The 19,764-nt window shown below is 61.2% G+C and carries 26 protein-coding genes; 9 read left to right on the top strand and 17 right to left on the bottom strand.

Features of this window, described 5'->3' with window-relative positions:
* Positions 1–68: 68 nt before the first annotated feature.
* From JYP46_RS10875 to hisB, 8 genes are read right to left on the bottom strand one after another with little or no spacing between them, the layout of a single operon-like run.
* On the bottom strand, positions 69–389 hold the full coding sequence (locus tag JYP46_RS10875; protein WP_206545559.1) for a phosphoribosyl-ATP diphosphatase: 321 nt from the start codon (positions 387–389) through the stop codon (positions 69–71).
* Positions 386–1,186 (bottom strand): imidazole glycerol phosphate synthase subunit HisF, encoded by an 801-nt coding sequence (gene hisF / locus JYP46_RS10870; RefSeq protein WP_206545560.1) that lies wholly within the window; start codon positions 1,184–1,186, stop codon positions 386–388. The genes JYP46_RS10875 and hisF overlap by 4 nt, the downstream gene beginning before the upstream one ends.
* Positions 1,183–1,509 (bottom strand): hypothetical protein, encoded by a 327-nt coding sequence (locus tag JYP46_RS10865; RefSeq protein ID WP_206545561.1) that lies wholly within the window; start codon positions 1,507–1,509, stop codon positions 1,183–1,185. Before JYP46_RS10865 ends, hisF begins: the two co-directional genes overlap by 4 nt.
* Positions 1,506–2,240, bottom strand: coding sequence for a 1-(5-phosphoribosyl)-5-[(5-phosphoribosylamino)methylideneamino]imidazole-4-carboxamide isomerase (hisA, locus tag JYP46_RS10860; protein ID WP_206548088.1), 735 nt, complete (start codon positions 2,238–2,240; stop codon positions 1,506–1,508). The genes JYP46_RS10865 and hisA overlap by 4 nt, the downstream gene beginning before the upstream one ends.
* Positions 2,241–2,243: 3 nt before the next feature.
* Positions 2,244–2,543, bottom strand: a complete 300-nt coding sequence (locus JYP46_RS10855) for a DUF1330 domain-containing protein (protein WP_206545563.1) — start codon at positions 2,541–2,543, stop codon at positions 2,244–2,246.
* Positions 2,543–3,193 (bottom strand): imidazole glycerol phosphate synthase subunit HisH, encoded by a 651-nt coding sequence (gene hisH / locus JYP46_RS10850; protein WP_113153635.1) that lies wholly within the window; start codon positions 3,191–3,193, stop codon positions 2,543–2,545. The genes JYP46_RS10855 and hisH overlap by 1 nt, the downstream gene beginning before the upstream one ends.
* 2 nt (positions 3,194–3,195) lie before the next feature.
* On the bottom strand, positions 3,196–3,681 hold the full coding sequence (locus tag JYP46_RS10845) for a DUF2628 domain-containing protein (protein ID WP_206545565.1): 486 nt from the start codon (positions 3,679–3,681) through the stop codon (positions 3,196–3,198).
* 4 nt (positions 3,682–3,685) lie between these two features.
* Positions 3,686–4,294, bottom strand: coding sequence for an imidazoleglycerol-phosphate dehydratase HisB (gene hisB, locus JYP46_RS10840; protein ID WP_113153633.1), 609 nt, complete (start codon positions 4,292–4,294; stop codon positions 3,686–3,688).
* Positions 4,295–4,753: 459 nt separating this feature from the next.
* On the opposite strand from hisB, the gene hslV reads away from it, so the two are divergent.
* From hslV to JYP46_RS10820, 4 genes are all read left to right on the top strand, one after another.
* The gene (hslV, locus tag JYP46_RS10835; RefSeq protein ID WP_222474049.1) at positions 4,754–5,302 is read left to right on the top strand and encodes an ATP-dependent protease subunit HslV; all 549 of its coding nucleotides are present in this window, start codon (positions 4,754–4,756) and stop codon (positions 5,300–5,302) included.
* Positions 5,289–5,819 (top strand): GNAT family N-acetyltransferase, encoded by a 531-nt coding sequence (locus JYP46_RS10830; protein ID WP_222474048.1) that lies wholly within the window; start codon positions 5,289–5,291, stop codon positions 5,817–5,819. Before hslV ends, JYP46_RS10830 begins: the two co-directional genes overlap by 14 nt.
* Entirely contained in the window at positions 5,816–7,126 is a 1,311-nt protein-coding gene (gene hslU / locus JYP46_RS10825; RefSeq protein WP_113153630.1) for an ATP-dependent protease ATPase subunit HslU, read from the top strand. Before JYP46_RS10830 ends, hslU begins: the two co-directional genes overlap by 4 nt.
* 247 nt (positions 7,127–7,373) lie before the next feature.
* Positions 7,374–8,351, top strand: coding sequence for a DUF1402 family protein (locus tag JYP46_RS10820; RefSeq protein WP_206548087.1), 978 nt, complete (start codon positions 7,374–7,376; stop codon positions 8,349–8,351).
* A gap of 12 nt (positions 8,352–8,363) precedes the next feature.
* Here JYP46_RS10820 and JYP46_RS10815 read toward each other — a convergent pair whose 3' ends face one another.
* Genes JYP46_RS10815 through JYP46_RS10800 form a run of 4 tightly spaced genes read right to left on the bottom strand, consistent with a single transcriptional unit; the run spans position 8,364 to position 11,158 of the window.
* The gene (locus tag JYP46_RS10815; protein ID WP_113153628.1) at positions 8,364–8,744 is read right to left on the bottom strand and encodes a helix-turn-helix domain-containing protein; all 381 of its coding nucleotides are present in this window, start codon (positions 8,742–8,744) and stop codon (positions 8,364–8,366) included.
* Positions 8,741–9,310 (bottom strand): Smr/MutS family protein, encoded by a 570-nt coding sequence (locus JYP46_RS10810; protein WP_113153627.1) that lies wholly within the window; start codon positions 9,308–9,310, stop codon positions 8,741–8,743. Before JYP46_RS10810 ends, JYP46_RS10815 begins: the two co-directional genes overlap by 4 nt.
* Before the next feature lie 3 nt (positions 9,311–9,313).
* Entirely contained in the window at positions 9,314–10,426 is a 1,113-nt protein-coding gene (mltA, locus tag JYP46_RS10805) for a murein transglycosylase A (protein ID WP_206548086.1), read from the bottom strand.
* 24 nt (positions 10,427–10,450) lie between these two features.
* Positions 10,451–11,158, bottom strand: coding sequence for a Tim44/TimA family putative adaptor protein (locus JYP46_RS10800; protein WP_113153625.1), 708 nt, complete (start codon positions 11,156–11,158; stop codon positions 10,451–10,453).
* A 207-nt stretch (positions 11,159–11,365) separates the two neighbouring features.
* Between JYP46_RS10800 and JYP46_RS10795 the strand changes: the two genes are divergently transcribed.
* Positions 11,366–11,866, top strand: coding sequence for an FxsA family protein (locus JYP46_RS10795; protein WP_206545568.1), 501 nt, complete (start codon positions 11,366–11,368; stop codon positions 11,864–11,866).
* A gap of 117 nt (positions 11,867–11,983) precedes the next feature.
* Positions 11,984–12,493 carry a protein-export chaperone SecB gene (gene secB, locus JYP46_RS10790; protein ID WP_113153623.1) on the top strand — a complete coding sequence of 170 codons (510 nt, stop codon included), beginning with the start codon at positions 11,984–11,986 and terminating at the stop codon, positions 12,491–12,493.
* A gap of 136 nt (positions 12,494–12,629) precedes the next feature.
* On the opposite strand, the gene dnaQ is transcribed toward secB, so the two are convergent.
* From dnaQ to JYP46_RS10765, 5 genes are all read right to left on the bottom strand, one after another.
* The gene (gene dnaQ / locus JYP46_RS10785) at positions 12,630–13,331 is read right to left on the bottom strand and encodes a DNA polymerase III subunit epsilon (RefSeq protein WP_206545569.1); all 702 of its coding nucleotides are present in this window, start codon (positions 13,329–13,331) and stop codon (positions 12,630–12,632) included.
* A gap of 67 nt (positions 13,332–13,398) precedes the next feature.
* Positions 13,399–14,001, bottom strand: a complete 603-nt coding sequence (gene coaE / locus JYP46_RS10780; protein WP_206548085.1) for a dephospho-CoA kinase — start codon at positions 13,999–14,001, stop codon at positions 13,399–13,401.
* Complete coding sequence (locus JYP46_RS10775) at positions 13,998–14,831, bottom strand: shikimate dehydrogenase (RefSeq protein WP_206548084.1); 834 nt, start codon at positions 14,829–14,831, stop codon at positions 13,998–14,000. The genes coaE and JYP46_RS10775 overlap by 4 nt, the downstream gene beginning before the upstream one ends.
* Entirely contained in the window at positions 14,824–15,429 is a 606-nt protein-coding gene (locus JYP46_RS10770) for a Maf-like protein (RefSeq protein ID WP_206548083.1), read from the bottom strand. The genes JYP46_RS10775 and JYP46_RS10770 overlap by 8 nt, the downstream gene beginning before the upstream one ends.
* Before the next feature lie 4 nt (positions 15,430–15,433).
* Positions 15,434–16,267, bottom strand: a complete 834-nt coding sequence (locus JYP46_RS10765) for a pyruvate, water dikinase regulatory protein (protein WP_206545572.1) — start codon at positions 16,265–16,267, stop codon at positions 15,434–15,436.
* A gap of 399 nt (positions 16,268–16,666) precedes the next feature.
* Here JYP46_RS10765 and hemE point away from each other — a divergent pair, with 399 nt between their 5' ends.
* From hemE to rho, 3 genes are all read left to right on the top strand, one after another.
* Positions 16,667–17,692 (top strand): uroporphyrinogen decarboxylase, encoded by a 1,026-nt coding sequence (hemE, locus tag JYP46_RS10760; RefSeq protein WP_206545573.1) that lies wholly within the window; start codon positions 16,667–16,669, stop codon positions 17,690–17,692.
* The gene (gene hemJ / locus JYP46_RS10755) at positions 17,692–18,222 is read left to right on the top strand and encodes a protoporphyrinogen oxidase HemJ (protein ID WP_113153617.1); all 531 of its coding nucleotides are present in this window, start codon (positions 17,692–17,694) and stop codon (positions 18,220–18,222) included. Before hemE ends, hemJ begins: the two co-directional genes overlap by 1 nt.
* Before the next feature lie 187 nt (positions 18,223–18,409).
* Positions 18,410–19,675 (top strand): transcription termination factor Rho, encoded by a 1,266-nt coding sequence (gene rho / locus JYP46_RS10750; RefSeq protein WP_113153616.1) that lies wholly within the window; start codon positions 18,410–18,412, stop codon positions 19,673–19,675.
* Positions 19,676–19,764: the final 89 nt, after the last annotated feature.

Genomic DNA, 19,764 nt, shown 5'->3' with positions numbered 1-19,764 from the left:
GCCATGGTTGTCTTATCGGTGTCGCCATCCATCATGCGATGGATGATGCCACCCAGGGCGGAAACGATCTATCCCTTTCGGGATGCCTTTTCCTCAATTCCGGTGCGCGCGGTGCGGCGCTCCAGTTCCGCCATCACCTCATCAACCGAAACGCCCTCCAGCGCCAGCACGACGAGCCAATGATAAAGGAGATCGGCGCTTTCGGAAATCAGGTCTTCGCGATCATGCGAAACGGCGGCGATCACCGCTTCCACGGCTTCTTCGCCAAGCTTCTGCGCAGCCTTCGGTGTGCCCTTGGCAAACAGCTTTGCGGTCCACGAGTTCTCATCGCCCGAACGCGCGCGCTCGGCGATGATGGCTTCCAGACGGGTGAGGTCGAACTGGCTCATGCCTGCTCCGGGGTCTGCGCGGGATCGAGCCGCATGGGAATGCCGGCAGCCGCCATATGCGCCTTGGCCTCGCCGATCGTGTAAGTGCCGAAATGGAAGATCGACGCGGCCAGAACGGCGGTCGCGTGTCCGTCGCGAACACCTTCCACCAGATGATCCAGCGTGCCCACGCCACCCGATGCAATGACCGGCGCGCGCACGGCGTCGGCCACGGCGCGGGTCAGCGGAATGTTGTAGCCCGCCTTGGTGCCGTCGCGATCCATCGAGGTGAGCAGGATTTCACCGGCGCCGAGATCCACCACCTTGCGGGCGAATTCGACGGCGTCGATGCCCGTTTCCCTGCGCCCGCCATGGGTGAAGATCTCCCAGCGCAACGGCTCGCCTTCGCCGGAAACCTGTTTGGCGTCGATGGCAACGACAATGCACTGATTGCCGAACTTGTCGGCGGCGCGCGCCACCAGTTCGGGATCGTTCACAGCCGCCGTGTTGATCGACACCTTGTCCGCGCCGGCAAGCAGCAGCTTGCGGATGTCAGACACCTCGCGCACGCCACCGCCCACGGTGAGCGGCATGAAGCACTGCTCGGCGGTGCGCGCCACCACGTCGAAGATCGTTTCGCGGTTGTCGCTGGAAGCGGTGATGTCGAGGAAGCAGAGCTCGTCGGCACCGGCGGCGTCATAGGCCTTTGCGGCTTCCACCGGGTCGCCGGCGTCGATCAGGTCGACGAAGTTGACACCCTTGACGACGCGGCCGTCCTTCACATCGAGACAGGGGATGACGCGGGCTTTGAGTGTCATGCGAGGTTCGCCTTCTTGCGGGCCCGGATCACGGCGATCATCAACGCCACTGTCCAGGCGATTAGCGCGGCCATGCCGAAGGGCAGGCTTATCAGCCCCAGCCAGCCCATCACGAACATGGAATATAGCATGTCGCCCCGGTCTTCACCGGCGATCATGCAGGGATTGCTGTAGCCCTCGTGAACCGTGCAGCCATAAGTGCTGGCAAGGATGCTGGAGGCGACAACCGAAAGAACGGGCAGCGCCGCCAGAACGAGGATCACCACCAGAAGAACGATGAAGGTTCTCTTGGTGCCCCGGCTCAGGCGACCGTCAGCGCTCACGCAGCCTCTCCCTTGAGCACCTTCAGCGCCTCGGCGGGATCGATGCGGCCGTCATAGAGCGCGCGACCGGAGATCGCGCCTTCCAGCTTCGCCGCATCGGGCATGGTCATGCGCACGATGTCGGCAATGGAGGCAAGACCGCCCGAAGCGATCACGGGAATGGAAACGGCGTCGGCCAGTTCAATGGTCGATTCCCAGTTGATGCCGGTCAGAACGCCGTCACGGTCGATGTCCGTGTAGATGATGGCGGCCACGCCGGCACCCTCGAAGCGGCGCGCAAGCTCGATTGCCGAGAGATCCGAGGTCTCCGCCCAGCCTTCCACCGCAACCTTGCCGCCGCGCGCATCGATGCCGACGGCAACCTTGCCCGGAAACGCCTTGCAGGCCTCGATCACCAGAGCCGGATCGCGCACCGCAACCGTGCCGAGGATCACGCGTGACAGGCCCTTGTCGAGCCACGCCTCGATATGCTCCAGCGTGCGGATGCCGCCGCCCAGCTGGACCGGGTTCTTGGTCGCCTTGAGGATCGCCTCGACCGCATCGCCATTCACGCTTGCGCCGGCGAACGCCCCATTCAGATCGACCACATGCAGCCACTCGAAACCCTGCTCCTCAAAGGAGCGGGCCTGCGCGGCGGGATCGGTGTTGTAGACCGTCGCCTCGTCCATGTCGCCCAGCTTGAGCCGCACGCACTGGCCGTCTTTCAGGTCGATGGCGGGAAAAAGTATCATGTGTCAGACGCCCTCGATAATGCTGAGCTTCGCCGTTGAATAATCCCGCCTGATGCCCAGCGCGTGCTGGTATTCCGGCGAGTTGTAGCAGGCAAGCGCCTGCTCATAGGAGCTGAATTCGATGATCACCTGCCGGTCGCCGGCAGGGCCTTCGGGCGCGGTATGCTGCCCGCCACGGGCGAGAAATTTCGCACCGTATTTCTCAAAAGCCTTCGCATTGGCTTCGATATACTTCTTGTACCCTTCCGGATCGGCGATATCGACCATCGCGATCCAGTAGCCTTTTTTGGTCGAAACCGTCATCAGGGCCTCCAGCGCAGGAAGTTTGCGATCAGGGCCAGGCCAAGCGCCTGGCTCTTTTCAGGGTGGAACTGCGTGCCCACCAGATTGTCCCGCGCAACGGCCGCCGTGATCGTCCCGCCATAGTCGGTGGTGGCCAGAATCTCGGCCTCATTGCGCGCCGCGAAATGATAGGAATGCACGAAATAGGCGTGCAAACCGTCCTCTCCGGTGGGGATTCCATCGAACAGGGGATGCGAATGTTTCACGTGAATCGTGTTCCATCCGATCTGCGGAATCTTCAATTCCGGGTCGGACGGGGTCATTTCCACCACGTCTCCGGCGATCCAGCCGAGCCCCTCGGTCACCGTCTTTTCAAGACCGCGCTCGCTCATCAGCTGCATGCCGACGCAGATGCCGAGGAACGGACGACCCTTTTCGAGCGCCACATCCGTGATCGCCTCGACCATGCCGGGCACCGCGCTGAGACCCTGCCGGCAATCGGCATAAGCGCCCACGCCGGGAAGCACGATCCGGTCTGCGGCGCGCACCGCATCCGCATCCGCCGTAACTGAAATCTCGGCCCCGATGCCGCTTTCGCGCGCGGCGCGCTCGAAGGCTTTCGCGGCCGAGCGCAGATTGCCCGAGCCGTAATCGATAATCGCAACCTTCATGGTCAGCGCGCTCCAGGATAGGAAAAGAGACCGAGCGCCGGCTCGCTGCCACGGCCGAAGCCCTTGGCCGGTGCGGGCCTGTCGGTGAGGGCAGGGGATGGCGTTTCCTGCCGCGCTTCATCGTCGGCAAACACCAGTTCCGCCATGAAACGGGTTTCCGCCTCGTCGCGATTGTCGGCGTCGACAACGCCCCATTCATGCCAGCCGCGCCGCTTCAGCATGGAGACCCGCAGATTGCGCGCCTCCAGCCCGAAGAACAGCGACAGGCAGAGCGAGGCCACCGTTGCCGCAACCGACCAGCCCTCCAGCGCGCCAAGCGCGCCGAGCAGCAGCGCGGCGGCAACCGCAGCCAGCGCTTCCAGCCACATGCGATGCCACAGGAACCAGAGGAACGGCGCAATGAACGCCAGGATCGCAAAGCCGTCGCGCACCAGAACCGCCTGTTCCGGATTGCGTTCGGGCGGCTCCATCACAACATAGCTTGCCATCGGCTTATCCCTTCAGGCTGCCCTTGGTGGAGGGGACTGCATCAAGCTGGCGCGGATCGGCTTCGCAGGCCGTGCGCAGCACCCGCGCCACCGCCTTGAAGCAGGTCTCGGCGATGTGGTGGCTGTTTGCGCCGTAATGATTGGTCACATGCAGTGTGATGCCGGCATTCTGGGAAAGCGCCTGGAAGAACTCGCGCACCAGTTCGGTGTCGAACGTGCCGATCTTCTGCGTCGGAAACTCAACATCCCAGACGAGGAAGGGGCGGCCCGAAACATCGATCGCCGCGCGCGTCAGGCATTCGTCCATCGCGAGATCGAGCGAGGCGTAACGCGTGATGCCGCGCCGGTCGCCCAGCGCCTCCGAAATGGCCTTGCCGAGCGCGATGCCGCAATCCTCGACCGTGTGGTGATCGTCGATGTGCAGATCGCCATCGGCCTTCACCGTCATGTCGATCAGCGAATGGCGGGAAAGCTGCTCCAGCATATGGTCGAAAAAGCCCACGCCGGTAGCCATGTCGTAACGGCCTTCGCCATCGATTTCGACCCGAACGGCAATGGCCGTTTCATTGGTCTTGCGGCTGATTTCGGCGGTGCGCGTTGTGCTGGAAGCCATGGTCTGTCCCTTTGCGCTGCATGAAGGCCAGCCTTCTAGCAGCATGTTCCGCCAAAGACCAGAACCGTTGCCGCCCAGACGGTACGCCAAGACCGGCAGATCCTGATTTCAAACTCCGCCCGCAATACCCATCATCGCCACATCTGCAAAGTGCTCAACACCCCGCCAGGCACCCTCGTGGTTCGCCTTTCAGCAAGCTCAAGAGGCTCACCATGAGGATTGATGTGACGGATGGTGACGCGACGTAGCGATGTGCTGCCATGTCACCCCCATATTCAAACCCTCAAGGGACCCGCCGCACAACGCAACAACAGCCCTCATCCTGAGCCTGTCGAAGGGCGAGGGCGCCTGGCACCGACATGGCAATTCCATCTGCGCGTTTGCATTCCACAATGATCAACTTACATATTCGATCTGACGGCGCCGTGCCTCTTCGGGCGGCGCGAAAAGGAGTGTGCGATGAGCGAAGATAAATCCATGCACGCCACGACAATCGTCACTGTGCGCAAGGGCGACAAAGTGGTGATTGCCGGTGACGGGCAGGTCAGCCTGGGCAACACCGTGATGAAGGGCAATGCGCGCAAGGTGCGGCGCATCGGCAAGGGCAATGTGATCGCCGGCTTCGCCGGGGCCACCGCCGACGCCTTCACCCTTCTGGAGCGGCTGGAAGCCAAGCTGGAGCAGTATCCCGAGCAGTTGATGCGCGCCTGCGTCGAGCTTGCCAAGGACTGGCGGACCGACCGCTATCTGCGCCGGCTCGAAGCGATGATGCTCGTGGCCGACAAGAGCGTCACCCTGGCGCTTACCGGCAATGGCGATGTGCTGGAGCCCGAGCAGGGCATCATGGCCATCGGCTCCGGTGGCAATTATGCGCTTGCTGCCGCGCGTGCGCTCGCCGACACCGACAAGGACGCCGAGGAAATCGCCCGCAAGGCGATGGAGATCGCCGCGTCCATCTGCATCTACACCAATGACAATGTGGTGGTGGAAACCCTTGACGCCGAATGAGGCAGACCGGGTTGCCCTTTCTCCGGTAACCGCGGATCATTTTCCAGTGCTCCTCGACTGGCTCCGCCAGCCGCACATACGCGAATGGTGGGGCGAGCCCGAAATCGAGCTGGGCCAGATCCGCGACATGATCGAGGGACGCGACACGACGCGCCCCTTTGTGATCGAACTGGAAGGGCGGCCTGTCGGCTACATTCAGTACTGGTTTCTGGCGGACAATCGCGACGGGATTGATCAGTGGGTGGACGACCTTCCGGCGGATACCGTCGGCGTCGACCTGATCATCGGCGCGAAAGACCTGCTCTCGAAAGGGATCGGCAGCACCGCAGTGAAGCTGATGGTGCGCCACCTTCTGGAAACGGGACGCAGAAACATCATCATCGATCCGGACCCCAAGAACACGCGTGCGGTCCGCGCCTATGAAAAGGCCGGCTTCCAGCCGGTGCCTCATCTGGCCGGACGCACAGGGGACTACCTGATCATGCAATACGACACGAACAACGAGACGGACACATGACCACATTTTCCCCACGCGAGATCGTCTCCGAACTCGACCGCTACATCATCGGCCAGAATGACGCCAAGCGCGCCGTGGCGATTGCGCTGCGCAACCGCTGGCGTCGCCAGCAGCTCGAGCCGGAGCTGCGCGAGGAGGTGATGCCGAAGAACATCCTCATGATCGGACCCACCGGCGTCGGCAAGACCGAGATCTCGCGTCGCCTGGCAAAGCTCGCCGGCGCGCCCTTCATCAAGGTCGAGGCCACCAAGTTCACCGAGGTCGGCTATGTCGGCCGCGATGTGGAGCAGATCATCCGCGATCTGGTGGAGGTCTCCATCGGTCTCGTGCGTGAAAAGATGCGCGAGAACGTGAAGGCCCGCGCCCACATGAACGCCGAAGAGCGCGTTCTTGAAGCGCTGGTCGGGAAGACCGCCAGCCCCGCCACCAAGGACAGTTTCCGCCAGAAGCTGCGCAATGGCGAGCTGGACGACAAGGAAATCGAGGTGGAAGTCTCCGATTCCGGCGGCGGCATGCCCGGTTTTGAAATGCCCGGCATGCCTGGCGCGAATATCGGCGTTCTGAACATCAACGACATGCTCCAGAAGGCCATGGGCGGCAAGCCGACCAAGCTGCGCAAGACGACCGTGAAGGAGTCCTACGAACTTCTGATCGCCGACGAGTCCGACAAGCTTCTCGATGAGGAAGAAGTCACCCAGCGGGCCCTGGAATCGGCGCAGAATGACGGTATCGTTTTCCTCGACGAAATCGACAAGATCGCCAACCGTGAGAACGGTGCGGGCGCCGGCGTTTCGCGCGAAGGCGTGCAGCGCGACCTGCTTCCACTCGTGGAAGGCACGACGGTTGCGACCAAATACGGTCCGGTCAAAACCGACCACATCCTGTTCATCGCCTCCGGCGCGTTCCACGTCTCCAAGCCTTCGGATCTTCTGCCGGAGCTTCAGGGCCGTCTGCCGATCCGCGTCGAGCTGCGCGCGCTGGAAAAAGACGATTTCCGCCGCATCCTGACGGAAACCGAGGCGAGCCTCATCAAGCAGTATGTGGCGCTGATGGAAACCGAAGGCGTTTCGCTGAACTTCACCGACGACGCCATCGACCGTCTGGCGGCCATTGCCGTCGATCTGAACGCCAGCGTCGAGAACATCGGCGCACGCCGGCTGCAGACGGTGATGGAACGCGTGCTCGACGAGATCTCGTTCAACGCCCCGGATCGTTCGGGAACCGAGCTTTCCATCGACGCGGCCTATGTCGACAAGAATGTCGGCGACCTCGCCAAAAACACGGACCTGTCACGCTTCATCCTCTGAAGCCCCCGCACAGTTCCGAAATCTGCCCATTCCCCGTCCCATGCCCCGCCGGTTCAGAACCGGCGGGGCATGGCGCATAAGAGGGGCGCATAAGAGGCCCGCATATAAGCAAGTGTGACATCTCTGCCGCGGTCGGGGCGTGATGATTGTCGGGCCGCGAATGCCTCTCGACTTGGTCGGTAGCTTTGCCTAATTTGCCGATAATCCAAAAAAGTCAGAACCACGCAGGGGGCGCAAGCAGCGCGACATGGCACCACGGGCACGACTGGTTATAGGCATTTGCCTCGGCTTCTTCTGCGTCGGAACACTTCCCGTTTCCGCGGCCAAACTCGTTCCCGAAGGAAACCGGAACGCCAAACAGCCCCCGGTGCCCGGTGTTTCGGCCAAGCGCACGAAGTCGGCCCAGACCACCTATGAAGCCAAATATGGCAAGGTCTACCAGCTTCTGAAAACCGATGGCGGGCTTGTTTCCAAGATCCGCTCCATTTCATCCCGATACAACATCGATCCCGTTCACATGGTCGGCGCCATCGTCGGTGAGCACACCTACAATGTGGACGCCTATGACCGCCTCCAGACCTATTATGTGAAGGCGGTCTCTTATCTGAAAAGCGATTTCTCCTTCTCCTATGGCGGTGAGACAGTCGGCCAGTTCGTGGAACGGCCCGAATTCGCCGACTGCGAAAAGGAAAAGGGCAGCTACGACGTCTGGTCGTGCCGCGAAGCCGTCTGGGACAAATCGTTCCGCGGCAAATCCGTCGACGGCAAGAAATGGCCGAACGACCGGTTCGGAGCCGTTTTCTTCCAGCCTTTCTATGCAGGCCAGACCTTCGGCATCGGTCAGCTCAATCCGCTGACCGCCCTCAAGATGACCGACACGGTGAACAGGGTTTCCGGCTTCCGCCAGATCAGCCACACCAATCCGCAGGAAGTCTACCAGACGATCATGGACCCGGATAAGTCGCTCGCCTATGTGGCCGCGACGGTGAAGAAGTCCATCGCCGCCTACAGGCAGATTGCCGATTTCGACATTTCGAAGAATCCGGGCATCACCGCCACGCTCTACAATCTCGGCAATCCGGAAGCACGTGCCGCGCGTCTGGCAGCGGAAAACCGCGTCCGCCGGGCCAAAGGCCAGCGGGTCAAGCTTCCGGAAGAGAACTATTATGGCTGGCTGGTGAACGAGAAGCTGGATGAGCTGAAGGCGCTTTTCCAGGATTCCTGAACCATAAGAATCTTATGTCCCGTCCGTCGCCCGGTCGCCGGTGACGGCTTTCAACTGCTTCAGAAGCACCTTGATCTCGCCATCCTTCAGAGAAGCGATATGCGCCGCCAGAAGGTTTGCGAGTTCCGTTGCACAGGGCGAAAGATGCGCCGTGTCCACCACGACGCGCGGGTGTGAAAGCTCGGCGATCCGCTGCAGCTCATCCGCCTCATCCCAGATCACGTTGAAAAAACCGATGATCTTCTGAACCATCGCCCAGTTGGGCGGGCTGGCGCGACCGTGCTCCAGAGAAGAAAGATAGGCCGCGCTGACGCCGATGGCCGCCGCCATTTCCTTCTGGCTCACCCCGCGCTCACGCCGCAGCTCGCGGATTTTCTCGCCAAGCGGGGTCACATGCCGCTCCTGTGCCTGCGCTTCAGGCGGATATAGAACGCGCCGCCGCCGCCATGACGCCGGCTTGCCTCGTCGATCCCGCTCACCAGGCCGGAGAAGGGCGGTGTTGCAAGCCAGCGCGGCAGGGCGCGGCGCAGCACGCCATCACTGCCGAACGATGCGCCCTTGCCGGTAATCACCAGAACATGGCGCATGCCCTCCGCATGGGCGCGGTTCAGGAAGGAGAGAAGCAGGCTGTGCGCTTCCGACTGGGTCAGCCCGTGAAGGTCCACGCGCCCCTCCAGAACAAGCCGGCCACGGGCAATCTTGGTATGGGTGGGCTTGTCGATGGGCCGGGTCGGATGCGCCTTGACCGGAGCGGGCGAAGCCTTGCCGGAACTGCTGGATGTCGCAGCAGGCCGCGACGTGTCCTGCGCCACCAGGCGCGAAAGCTCGGCCATCGTGTCGTCATCGGGCTCTGCCGTTTCTTCAAGAAACTTGCCCTTGAGCGGTTCCGTGGTCCGCGCCACGCGGTTCCACAGAATGCGGTCTTCCATACTCAGACGTTTCGGCGTGTGGCTGGTCATTGCTCAGCCTTCCACAAGCGCTCTGGGAACCAGCGCATAAAAATCCGCTCTGTGGCGGATCACACCGGCGATCTCGCCCGCCGCAGAACCGCTGCCGATGAAGAGATCGGCCCGCGCCTGTCCGGTGATCGCCGAGCCCGTATCCTGCGCGATCATCAGGCGGCGGAATGGCCCGCCATCGACCACATCGAGTTCCGGCGCATTGATGAAGAACGGGGTTCCGAATGTGTGCAACAGCCGGTCGACGGCGATCGAGCGTCCCGGCGTGAGCTGCACCTTGGCGGCTGCCACGGGACCAAGTTCCGGCGCTCCCGCATCGGTTTCGCGGAAAAAGATGAAAGAGCGGTTTTGCCGGAGAATTTCGTCAATTCGCTCCGGATTTTCCGAAAACCAGGCCCGAATGCTCTGCATTGTGACCGTTTCCGGAGAAAGCGCGCCGCGCTCGATGAGCACCTTTCCGGCGCCCGTAAAATAGTGACCCGACTTCGCGGCATAGGTGACGCGCATGACGGATCCATCCTCAAACCGCAGCCTTGCCGCGCCCTGAACATGGATGAAATAGGCATCGACCCTGTTGTCGAGCCAGACGAGTTCCAGACCACGCCCGTCCAGCGCGCCACGGTCGATTGCACCGCGGTCGTGATACTCCACAAGGCCACTGTCCGTTTTCCGGGCAAACGCAAAATAGGGATCGAGCCCGGCGGGGCGGTTCTCATCATCCACATCCACCAGATCGTCGGGACGCCGGTAGAGCGGCACGCAGAAGCGCTCGGTCCTTTCGCGCGAGGCCTCAACCTCCGGCTCGTAATAGCCGGTCACAAAACCGGAACCGCCGTCTTCAGCGCGGATATGGCAGGGAATGAAATGTTCTTCGAAGAATGCCCGGGCCGATGCTTCATCGGCGTCGGGCATGGCCAGTGCCGCTTTGTGAGCGGGAGCGAAGGCGGAAAGCGCGATGCCCAGAGCGCCCGTGCGATAGGGCTTTACGGCAACGCGCCTGGCGGAACGGGCAAATGCACGAAAGGCGGAAAGAACCTTGTCTTCCCGCCAGCCTGGCATGTCGCTGAACGAAACCCTTTCAAGGGATGGCGAAAGCGCCGCAGACTGTGCGGCCATGCACGACGCTCCGCCCGGCAAGGATCAATCCTCGGCTTCGGTGGCGACGAGCTTCCAGTTGGGGTCGCGGGAACGGCTGTCGCGCGCGAAGGTCCACACATCCTTGACTTCGGCCACGGTCTCGGGATCGCCGTCGATCACCTCGCCGGACCCGTCACGGGTGGCGGAAATGAGCTCGCTGACGATGCGCAGCGTGACATGGGCTTCCGAACCCTTCATCTCGGCGGCGACGATATCCATGCTGTCGATGCCGACAAACGAGGATTCGATCTTCTCGTTGCGCTTCTCACGCTCGTCGATTGCAGCGACGAAACCTTCATAAACCTCGCGCGAAAGCAGGTTCTTGAGGGTGCGGCGGTCGCCATCGGCATAGGCCATGACGATCATCTCATAGGCCATCTTCGCGCCTTCGACGAAGCTCTTGGGCGCGAACGAGGCGTCGGCGTCGCGAATGGCGCGCATGCCCTTGTTCAGTTCGCTGCCCGGCTTGGCGGCCTTGTCGATATCGGCATAGGTCAGGTCGGGTTCCGGAGCGCCCTTGCGGCGCGGCAGGGAGACCACGTTTTCGCCGTCGCCGGACTTTTCTTCGCTGGAAGACCTGCGCCCTGCGGTGTAGGGATCAAAAGGCGGACGTTCATTGCCCGTACGCCGGCCGAGCACATTGCGCAGCTGAAAGAAGATCACCACAGCGGCAATCAGAAAGAAAATCGTGCCGAAATCGAAGAATTCCATAACGTCCAGCCAAACGAGCCACTGTGTTCCGCAGCACCTGCCGGCTCAGGCCAGGTGCAGAGGCGACGGCACCCCGTCCTTACCGGAAATCATATAGAACGCAGACCGCCATCATTCAAATTTTCGGTCAGAATACCTATGTTTTCCCCACTGGCCAGCATGGAACGGTCAGAATCCGCTTAAACAGGCAACAAGGCTAACAAGTTCGTGCGATTTTCGATTGTTCCCTTCCTCCTTCTCGCCATCCCGTTGGGCGAGATCGCCATGTTCGTCGTTGTCGGAAGCCAGATCGGCGTGTTCCCCACGCTGGCGCTGGTTCTGATAACAGCCGTGACAGGCTCCATCCTTCTGAGAATTCAGGGGTTTGGCGTCGTTCGCCGCATTCAGGAAACGATGAATGAGGGCGGCGTGCCCGGCCGCGATCTCGTGCATGGCATGATGATCATGGTGGCCGGCGTGCTTCTTCTCACGCCCGGTTTCATCACCGATACGCTCGGTTTCCTCCTGTTTATTCCGGCAATCCGCGACATCGGCTGGAAATTCCTGCGCAGCCGGATCGTCGTCATGGGCGGGGCGGCAGGCGCCGGCGCACAGCGCCAAAACCCCTATCGACGCGACACCGGGCCGCAGACAATTGATCTTTCGGCAGACGATTACAGCGACGAACCGAACGATAATTCGCCCTGGCGCGGACCCGATCGCGACTAAAGCGGACCGTCCCGCGACCCCGCCGCGCCTTGTCATGCGCCAAAGCCCATGCTAGCGAGCAAACAATTATTTTCGGGGAGCCGCGCGGCTGCCAACCACGCTTGAGGAAGAACACGCATGGCCAAGAAACCAGAAGAAAACACTGCAGGCGCGAACGAAGCGGCAAAGGCCGGCAACGGCGCACAGCCCGCACTGAACGTTCTGACCCAGTATGTGAAGGATCTTTCCTTCGAAAGCCCGGGTGCTCCGCAGTCTCTGCGCGGTCGTTCGGAAGCTCCGGCAATCAACATCAACGTCAATGTCAACGCCAACCCGCTTGGCGAGACCGACTATGACGTCGTGCTGACGCTCAACGCCAAGGCAGAAGCCGAAGGCAAGGTGCTGTTCAACGTAGAGCTGGTTTATGGCGGTGTCTTCCGCGTTGCCGGTTTCCCGCAGGAGCACATGCTGCCGGTTCTCTTCATCGAGTGCCCGCGTCTGCTCTTCCCGTTCGCACGTCAGGTCATCGCCGACGCAACCCGCGCCGGTGGCTTCCCGCCGCTGATGATCGACCCGATCGACTTTGCCCGCATGTTCCAGCAGCGCGTTGCCGAGGAACAGGCAAAGGGCCAGGTTCAGGTTTCCTGATCCAGCCAGATTTTCTGAGTTTTTTTCGGGGTGGCGCTTTCGGGCGCCGCCCCGAATCACTTCTGGCGCATCATTTCTGGCGCAGGATTCTTCGATTTTCAGAGAAAGCCGGGATTTTCCGGAAAACTGCCCGACTTCAGGCGCGCAGATTGTGCCAGAGCGATTTCTCGCCGAGCTTTTCGACCAGCGCCTCATGAGCGGCGCGCTCTTCCTCGCTGATGCGCGGGGGAAGGGGAGTCGGTCGCGCCGACAGGGTGACCGAAGCGGCCAGTGCACTTTCGCCCGCATTGTCGCCGCCGCCTGAAATCTCCAGACCAAGAGCGGCCTGCTTGCCGCCGATCAGCTCGATATAGACTTCGGCGAGAAGTTCGGCGTCCAGCAGAGCGCCGTGCTTGGTGCGGCGGCTGTTGTCGATGCCATAGCGACGGCACAGCGCATCGAGCGAATTCGGCCCCATCGGGTGTTTGCGCCGGGCGATGGCCAGCGTATCGACCACAAGCGAGGGCTCCACCGGGGGAACGCCCAGCCGGTCGAATTCGGCATTGATGAAGCCGATATCGAAGTTCGCATTGTGGGCGACCAGCTTTGCGCCGTCGATGAATTCCAGAAATTCTTGCAGAACCGCGCCAAACACCGGCTTGTCGGCGAGATCGGCATCGGAAATTCCGTGAACCGCCTGCGCCTCCGGGTGAACCGAACGGCCCTGCGCATTGATGTAATGATGCAGGAAACGCCCCGTGGGAAAACGATTGTCCAGCTCGACACAGCCGATCTCGATCACCCGATCCAGATTGTTGTCGAGACCCGTGGTTTCCGTATCGAAAACGATTTCGCGCATTCATTCGCTCCAGAGCGCCAGTTCGTGAGCAACATGCGCACCCGATGCGGGTGACGCAAGCATGGCCTTATGGGGATGGTGTTTCGGCTGGGGAAAGTGCTGCGATCACCGATTTCACGGCATCGCGCGCCGCTTCCATCCCATTGCCCGTGTCAATAATGAAGTCGGCGCGCGCGCGCTTTTCCGCATCCGGCACCTGACGGGCAAGGATCGCAGCGAACTTTTCTTCCGTCATGCCGGGACGTGACAGAACCCGGCTGCGCTGCTCTTCAGCCGGCGCGGTGACGACGACAATGCGATCAACACGATCCTCACCGCCCGTTTCGAACAGGAGCGGTATGTCGAGCACGACAATGGGCGTTCCCTTTTGCCTGTTTTCGGCAACGAACGCGTCTGCATCCTGACGCACCAGTGGATGGATGATCTCTTCCAGCGCCTTGAAGGCTTCGGGTTTCCCCAAAACGGCCCTGGCCAGTCGTTCACGATCCACCGCGCCGTCAACAACGGTTCCGGGGAAACGCGCCTCGATGAGCGGGGCAGCCGTACCCGCATAGAGCCTGTGAACCGCTGCATCGGAATCGTGCACCGGCACGCCTTCTTCCACAAACATGCGGCCGGTTGTGGATTTCCCCATGCCGATGGAGCCGGTGAGGCCGAGAATGACTGTCACACCTGTTCTCCATCGGACAGAACATGCGTGCGCAGGGCCCCGGTGACCTCTGGCCGCATGCCGAACCAGCGCTCGAAACCGGGCACGGCCTGATGCAGCAGCATGCCCAGCCCGTCGACCGGCGTGAGCCCGCGCGCCTCGGCGGCGGCAAGCAGGTCCGTCTTGAGCGGCGCATAGACAATGTCGCTGACGACCGCGCCTTCAGGCATTGGATCGAGCGAAATCTCCAGCGGTGGTTTGCCGGTCATGCCGAGCGCGCTCGTGTTCACCAGAAGATGCGCATCGGACAGAAGTGCCGGAAGCGCGTCCCAGCCATGGGCGCTGACGCCCGTTCCGAAACGCTGCGCCAGCTCCTCGGCCCGCTCAATGGTGCGATTGACCACGCGAATCTTGCGGTAGCCGGCCTTCTGGATGGCGTGGATGATGGCGCGCGCCGCACCGCCTGCACCCAACACCACAGCGGTCTCGCCAGACGTCCAGCCGGGAGCAATGGCGCTCAGATTTGCAGAAAAACCATAGGCGTCCGTGTTTCCGCCGATGAGTTTTCCACTCTCGAACCACAGCGTGTTGACGGCGCCGATCATCTCGGCCGCCTCGTCGCGCTTGTCGACCCCCTGAAAGGCTGCTTCCTTGTGGGGCAGGGTGACGTTGCCACCGGCATATACGGAAGATGACAGGCCAGCGAGAAACGCCGGGAAATCGAGCGGTGCGACATCCAGCTTTTCATAGCTGCCGGCGATGCCGTGCTGATGAAGCCAGTAGCCATGAATGAGCGGCGAGCGGGAATGCGCAATGGGATGCCCGCAGACGAAGGCGTGAATATCAGCCATCGATGGCCCCCAGCGTGCGCAGCTCGGCCAGAAGCGGCAGGAGCGGCAGGCCGACAATCGTGAAGGTGTCGCCTTCGATCTTTTCGAAAAGCTGAATGCCTTCACCTTCGATCTGATAAGCGCCCACGCTGTGCAGGGCGTTTTCGCCCACACTGGAAAGATGACGCCCGATGAAAGCGGGATCGAGATCGCGCATGGTGAGGCGCGCAATGCCCACATGCCGCCAGATCACCTCGCCATCGCGCGCGATGACGACGGCGCTGTTGAGCTGATGGGTGCGGCCCGAAAGTTTCAGAAGATGCCGGCGCGCGCCTTCCATGTCTGCCGGCTTGTGGAAGACTTCATCACCGAGCGACAGGGTCTGGTCCGCACCGATGACAAGCGCGCCGGGGGAGCGCTCGGAAACGTCCACGGCCTTGGCTTCGGCAAGCACCTGGGCGACGGTTTCAGGATCCGCGCCGCTTCCTTCCAGCGTGTATTCCACAGCGCGCTCGTCGATCTCGGACCGTTCGACGCGAAACGTGACGCCGGCATCGCGCAGCATTTTCTGACGAAAGGCGCTTCCCGACGCCAGGATGATGGCGGGCTTGTCTGTCATGGTGTCACCCTCTGTTTTCTCGTGACTTCGCATACAATGCGAGAATGGCGGCTGCGGTTTCTTCAATGGACCGGCGCGAAACGTCGATCACCGGCCAGCCATGCCGGCTGCAAAGCTGGCGCGCATAGGCAATCTCGCGCGAGATTGTTGCGCGATCCGTATAGGGATTGAAGGCTGTTTCATCCACAGAGCCCAGAATGCGGTTCTGGCGGATCTGTGAAATGCGCTCGGCGGAAGCAACGAGGCCCACGATCAGCGGCCGCCTGGCCTCTGCCAGCGCTTCGGGAAGCTTCATGTCCAGAACGATTGGAACATTGGCGGTCTTCACACCGCGGTTCGCCAGATAGATGCTGGTGGGCGTCTTGGATGTGCGGGAGATACCCACAAGCACAACGTCCGCATCTTCAATGTTCAGCGGAAGCTGCCCGTCATCATGCTCCATGGTGAAATTGAGCGCTTCGATGCGGTGGAAATACTGCGCATCCAGCACATGCTGCGCGCCCATGCGCCGTCCGGCGGGTGTTCCCAGATAGGACTGGAAAACCATCAGCACCGGTTCGAGCACGGAAACGCAGGGCAGGCCGAGCGCGGCACAGCTTTCATCCACCTGCCGGGCGAGTTTCTGATCCACCACTGTGTAGAGAACAATGCCCGGCTCGCGCTCCACTTCATCGAGCACGCGGGCCAGCTGCTTCTCATTTCGAATCAGCGGGTAGATGTGCTCGATCGCCCGCGCATCCTTGTATTGCGCGGCTGCGGCGCGTCCAGCGGCCAGAAGAGTCTCTCCGGTCGCATCAGAAATCATGTGAAGATGGAAGAAGCGCTGCGGCTGTTGCACGGTTTTCTGCCCCGCCATGTGGATGATTGTTGATAACGCGGGCTCAAAAAAATGGCGAGGCCGCGCCTCTGGATAAGTCCATAGAGTCTTCCACAGATCAGCCCGGTGTGAATTGTGATGCGCCCATGTGGAGAACAATCGACAATCCCCGAACCTTCCTTCATTGTCCACCACACGCGGGAAAACGAAATTGGCTCAGCCTATTGAATCTGCGTGCTGAATCCGCATTATCCCCGTTCTTCTGAAGATGTGCATTGCCATGGGGCGCGGCAATAAGACCGAAGGGGCGATGCGCGAAACCGTGGACAGATTTGAATCCACATTACAAACAGAGTCTAAGAATCAGAAGAATCTTCAGATCTGTAATTATCTTTTGAATCCTGACTGTGGAGCATCCTGATGGGGCAGCGAAAAATCCTCGACGTGCTTAGAGGCGAGACGGTGTTTCCGCCTCCCGTATGGATGATGCGCCAGGCAGGGCGATATCTGCCGGAATACCGGGAAACCCGGAAACACGCCGGTGGGTTCCTGGATCTCTGCTACAATCCCGATCTGGCCGTGGAAGTGACGCTACAGCCGATCCGGCGTTTCAACTTCGACGCTTCGATCCTGTTTTCCGACATTCTCGTCGTGCCTCATGCCCTCGGACGCGATCTGCGCTTCGAGGAAGGGCGCGGTCCGCTCCTGACGCCAATCGACGCCGGCGGCATCGCCAGGCTGGAAACCGACGGTTTTCATGATCATCTGGCGCCGGTCTACGAGACGGTGCGGCGGCTTCGGAAAGAACTTCCAGACGAAACGACGCTGCTCGGCTTCTGTGGCGCGCCTTGGACTGTGGCGACTTACATGATCGCCGGGCATGGAACGCCGGACCAGGCGCCGGCCCGCATGTTCGCTCTGGAACAGCCGGAGGCCTTCTCCGCGCTGATCGACTGTCTTGCGGACTGTTCGGCCGAATATCTGATCCGCCAGATCGATGCGGGCGCGGATGCGGTTCAGATCTTCGATTCCTGGGCCGGTGTTCTCGATGAGCTCTCTTTCGAGCGCTGGTGCGTGAAGCCGATGGCCCGGATCGTGGCGAAAGTGCGTGAAAAGCACCCCGATGTGCCGATCATCGGCTTTCCCAAGGGCGCGGGCGCGCATTATGCGGGCTATCGCCGGGAGACGGGCGTGACGGCGCTGGGTCTCGACTGGACCGTTCCATTGGGCACAGCGCGCCGTCTGCAGGCCGAGGGAGCCGTTCAGGGCAATCTGGACCCCCTGAGGCTGATTGCGGGCGGAGAGGCGCTCCACGAGGGCGTGGCGGCCATTCTGGACGCCCTGAGACATGGACCCTTCATCTTCAACCTCGGCCACGGCATCACGCCCAAGACGCCGGTTGAGCATGTGGAAGCCATGCTGAAACAGATCAGGGAGGCCGAGTGATGGCTGCGAGTGACACGGGCGGCAAGAAAGCTGCGGGCAGGGCCTTCACGGCGCTGGCGATTTTCATCGGCCTGACGGCGCTTTTGTTTTTCTACAATCCGTCCGGTTTCTATCTCTGGGCGAAGGCCATCCATGTGATCGCCGTGATTGCCTGGATGGCAGGCATGCTCTACCTGCCGCGCCTGTTCGTCTATCACGCGGATGCAGAGCCGGGTTCGGAGAAATCCGAGACATTCAAGGTGATGGAGCAGCGTCTGTTACGGCTGATCATCAACCCGGCCATGATTGTGACCTGGGTTTTCGGCCTGTGGCTGGCCTGGGACGGTTTCGGCTTTTCGGGCGGCTGGCTGCACGCAAAGATCGCGCTTGTTATCGCCATGTCGGGCGTGCACGGCTATTTCTCGGCCTCCGTTCGCCGCTTTGCGGCCGATCAGAACACCAAGCCCGCCCGTCATTGGCGTATAATGAACGAAGCGCCGACGCTTCTGATGATCGTTATTGTCGTGCTTGTTATCGTCAAACCCTTCTGATACGGGTTTGACAGACTGCCTTTGATGCGGAACCGGCGATGCCGTCTTGCCCTTTGAACAAGACGGCGCTAAGAGTCGGTTCCTTCCTTTTTGTCCGGTTCCACGCACATCTTCCGTTCCGAGTGAAACCGGCTGGCTTCAAATACGCCTACCCCCATCTTTTTGTTTGCCTTTCCAGAGTCCGCACATGCAGGAAATGAAACTCCAAGAGCTGAAAAGCAAATCGCCGACCGATCTCATTGCGTTCGCAGAATCGCTTGAGGTCGAGAACGCCAGCATCATGCGCAAGCAGGAGCTGATGTTCGCGATTTTGAAGAAGCTCTCCACGCAGGATATCGAGATCATCGGCGAAGGCGTCGTGGAAGTGTTGCAGGATGGCTTCGGCTTCCTCCGCTCCGCAACCGCCAACTATCTGCCGGGTCCGGACGATATCTACATCTCCCCCTCCCAGATCCGCCGCTTCTCGCTGAAGACGGGCGATACGGTCGAGGGTCCGATCCGCAGCCCCAAGGAAGGCGAACGCTATTTCGCCCTTCTCAAGGTCAACACGATCAATTTTGAGGATCCGGAGAAGATCCGCCACAAGATCCACTTCGATAACCTGACACCGCTCTATCCCGATGAGCGGCTGAACATGGAAATCGAGGACCCGACGAAGAAAGACCTGTCGGCGCGCGTGATCGACCTGGTGGCGCCGCTCGGCAAGGGCCAGCGTGGCCTGATCGTCGCGCCGCCGCGCACGGGTAAGACGGTTCTTCTGCAGAACATCGCCCATTCGATCACCTCGAATCACCCGGAATGCTTCCTGATCGTTCTTCTGATCGACGAACGTCCGGAAGAAGTGACCGACATGCAGCGCTCGGTGAATGGCGAGGTTATTTCCTCGACCTTCGACGAGCCGGCCTCGCGCCACGTGCAGGTTGCCGAAATGGTCATCGAGAAGGCGAAGCGCCTGGTCGAGCATGGCCGCGACGTGGTCATTCTGCTCGATTCGATCACCCGTCTTGGCCGCGCCTACAACACGGTCGTGCCGTCTTCCGGCAAGGTTCTGACCGGTGGTGTGGACGCCAACGCCCTGCAGCGCCCCAAGCGCTTCTTCGGCGCGGCGCGCAACATCGAAGAGGGCGGTTCGCTGACGATCATCGCCACGGCGCTCATCGATACGGGCAGCCGCATGGACGAAGTGATCTTTGAAGAGTTCAAGGGCACGGGCAACTCGGAAATCGTTCTGGACCGCAAGGTTGCCGACAAGCGCATCTTCCCGGCCATCGATATTCTCAAGTCCGGTACGCGTAAGGAAGACCTCCTCATCGCGCGTCAGGATCTCCAGAAGATCTTCGTTCTGCGCCGCATCCTGGCTCCGATGGGCACCACGGACGCGATTGAGTTCCTGAACGACAAGCTCAAGCAGACCAAGACCAATTCGGAATTCTTCGATTCGATGAACACCTGATGGTGGTTTGACGAAATCTGCCGTTCTGGCAGCAATGAAAAGGCGGCGTCACCGGAAACCGTGACGCCGCCTTAATCTTTTGTTCAGCA

The organism is Nitratireductor aquimarinus (genome assembly GCF_017255295.1).
GTDB classification, from domain to species: Bacteria; Pseudomonadota; Alphaproteobacteria; order Rhizobiales; family Rhizobiaceae; genus Nitratireductor; species Nitratireductor aquimarinus.
This window is presented reverse-complemented; position numbering and strand designations above follow the sequence as displayed.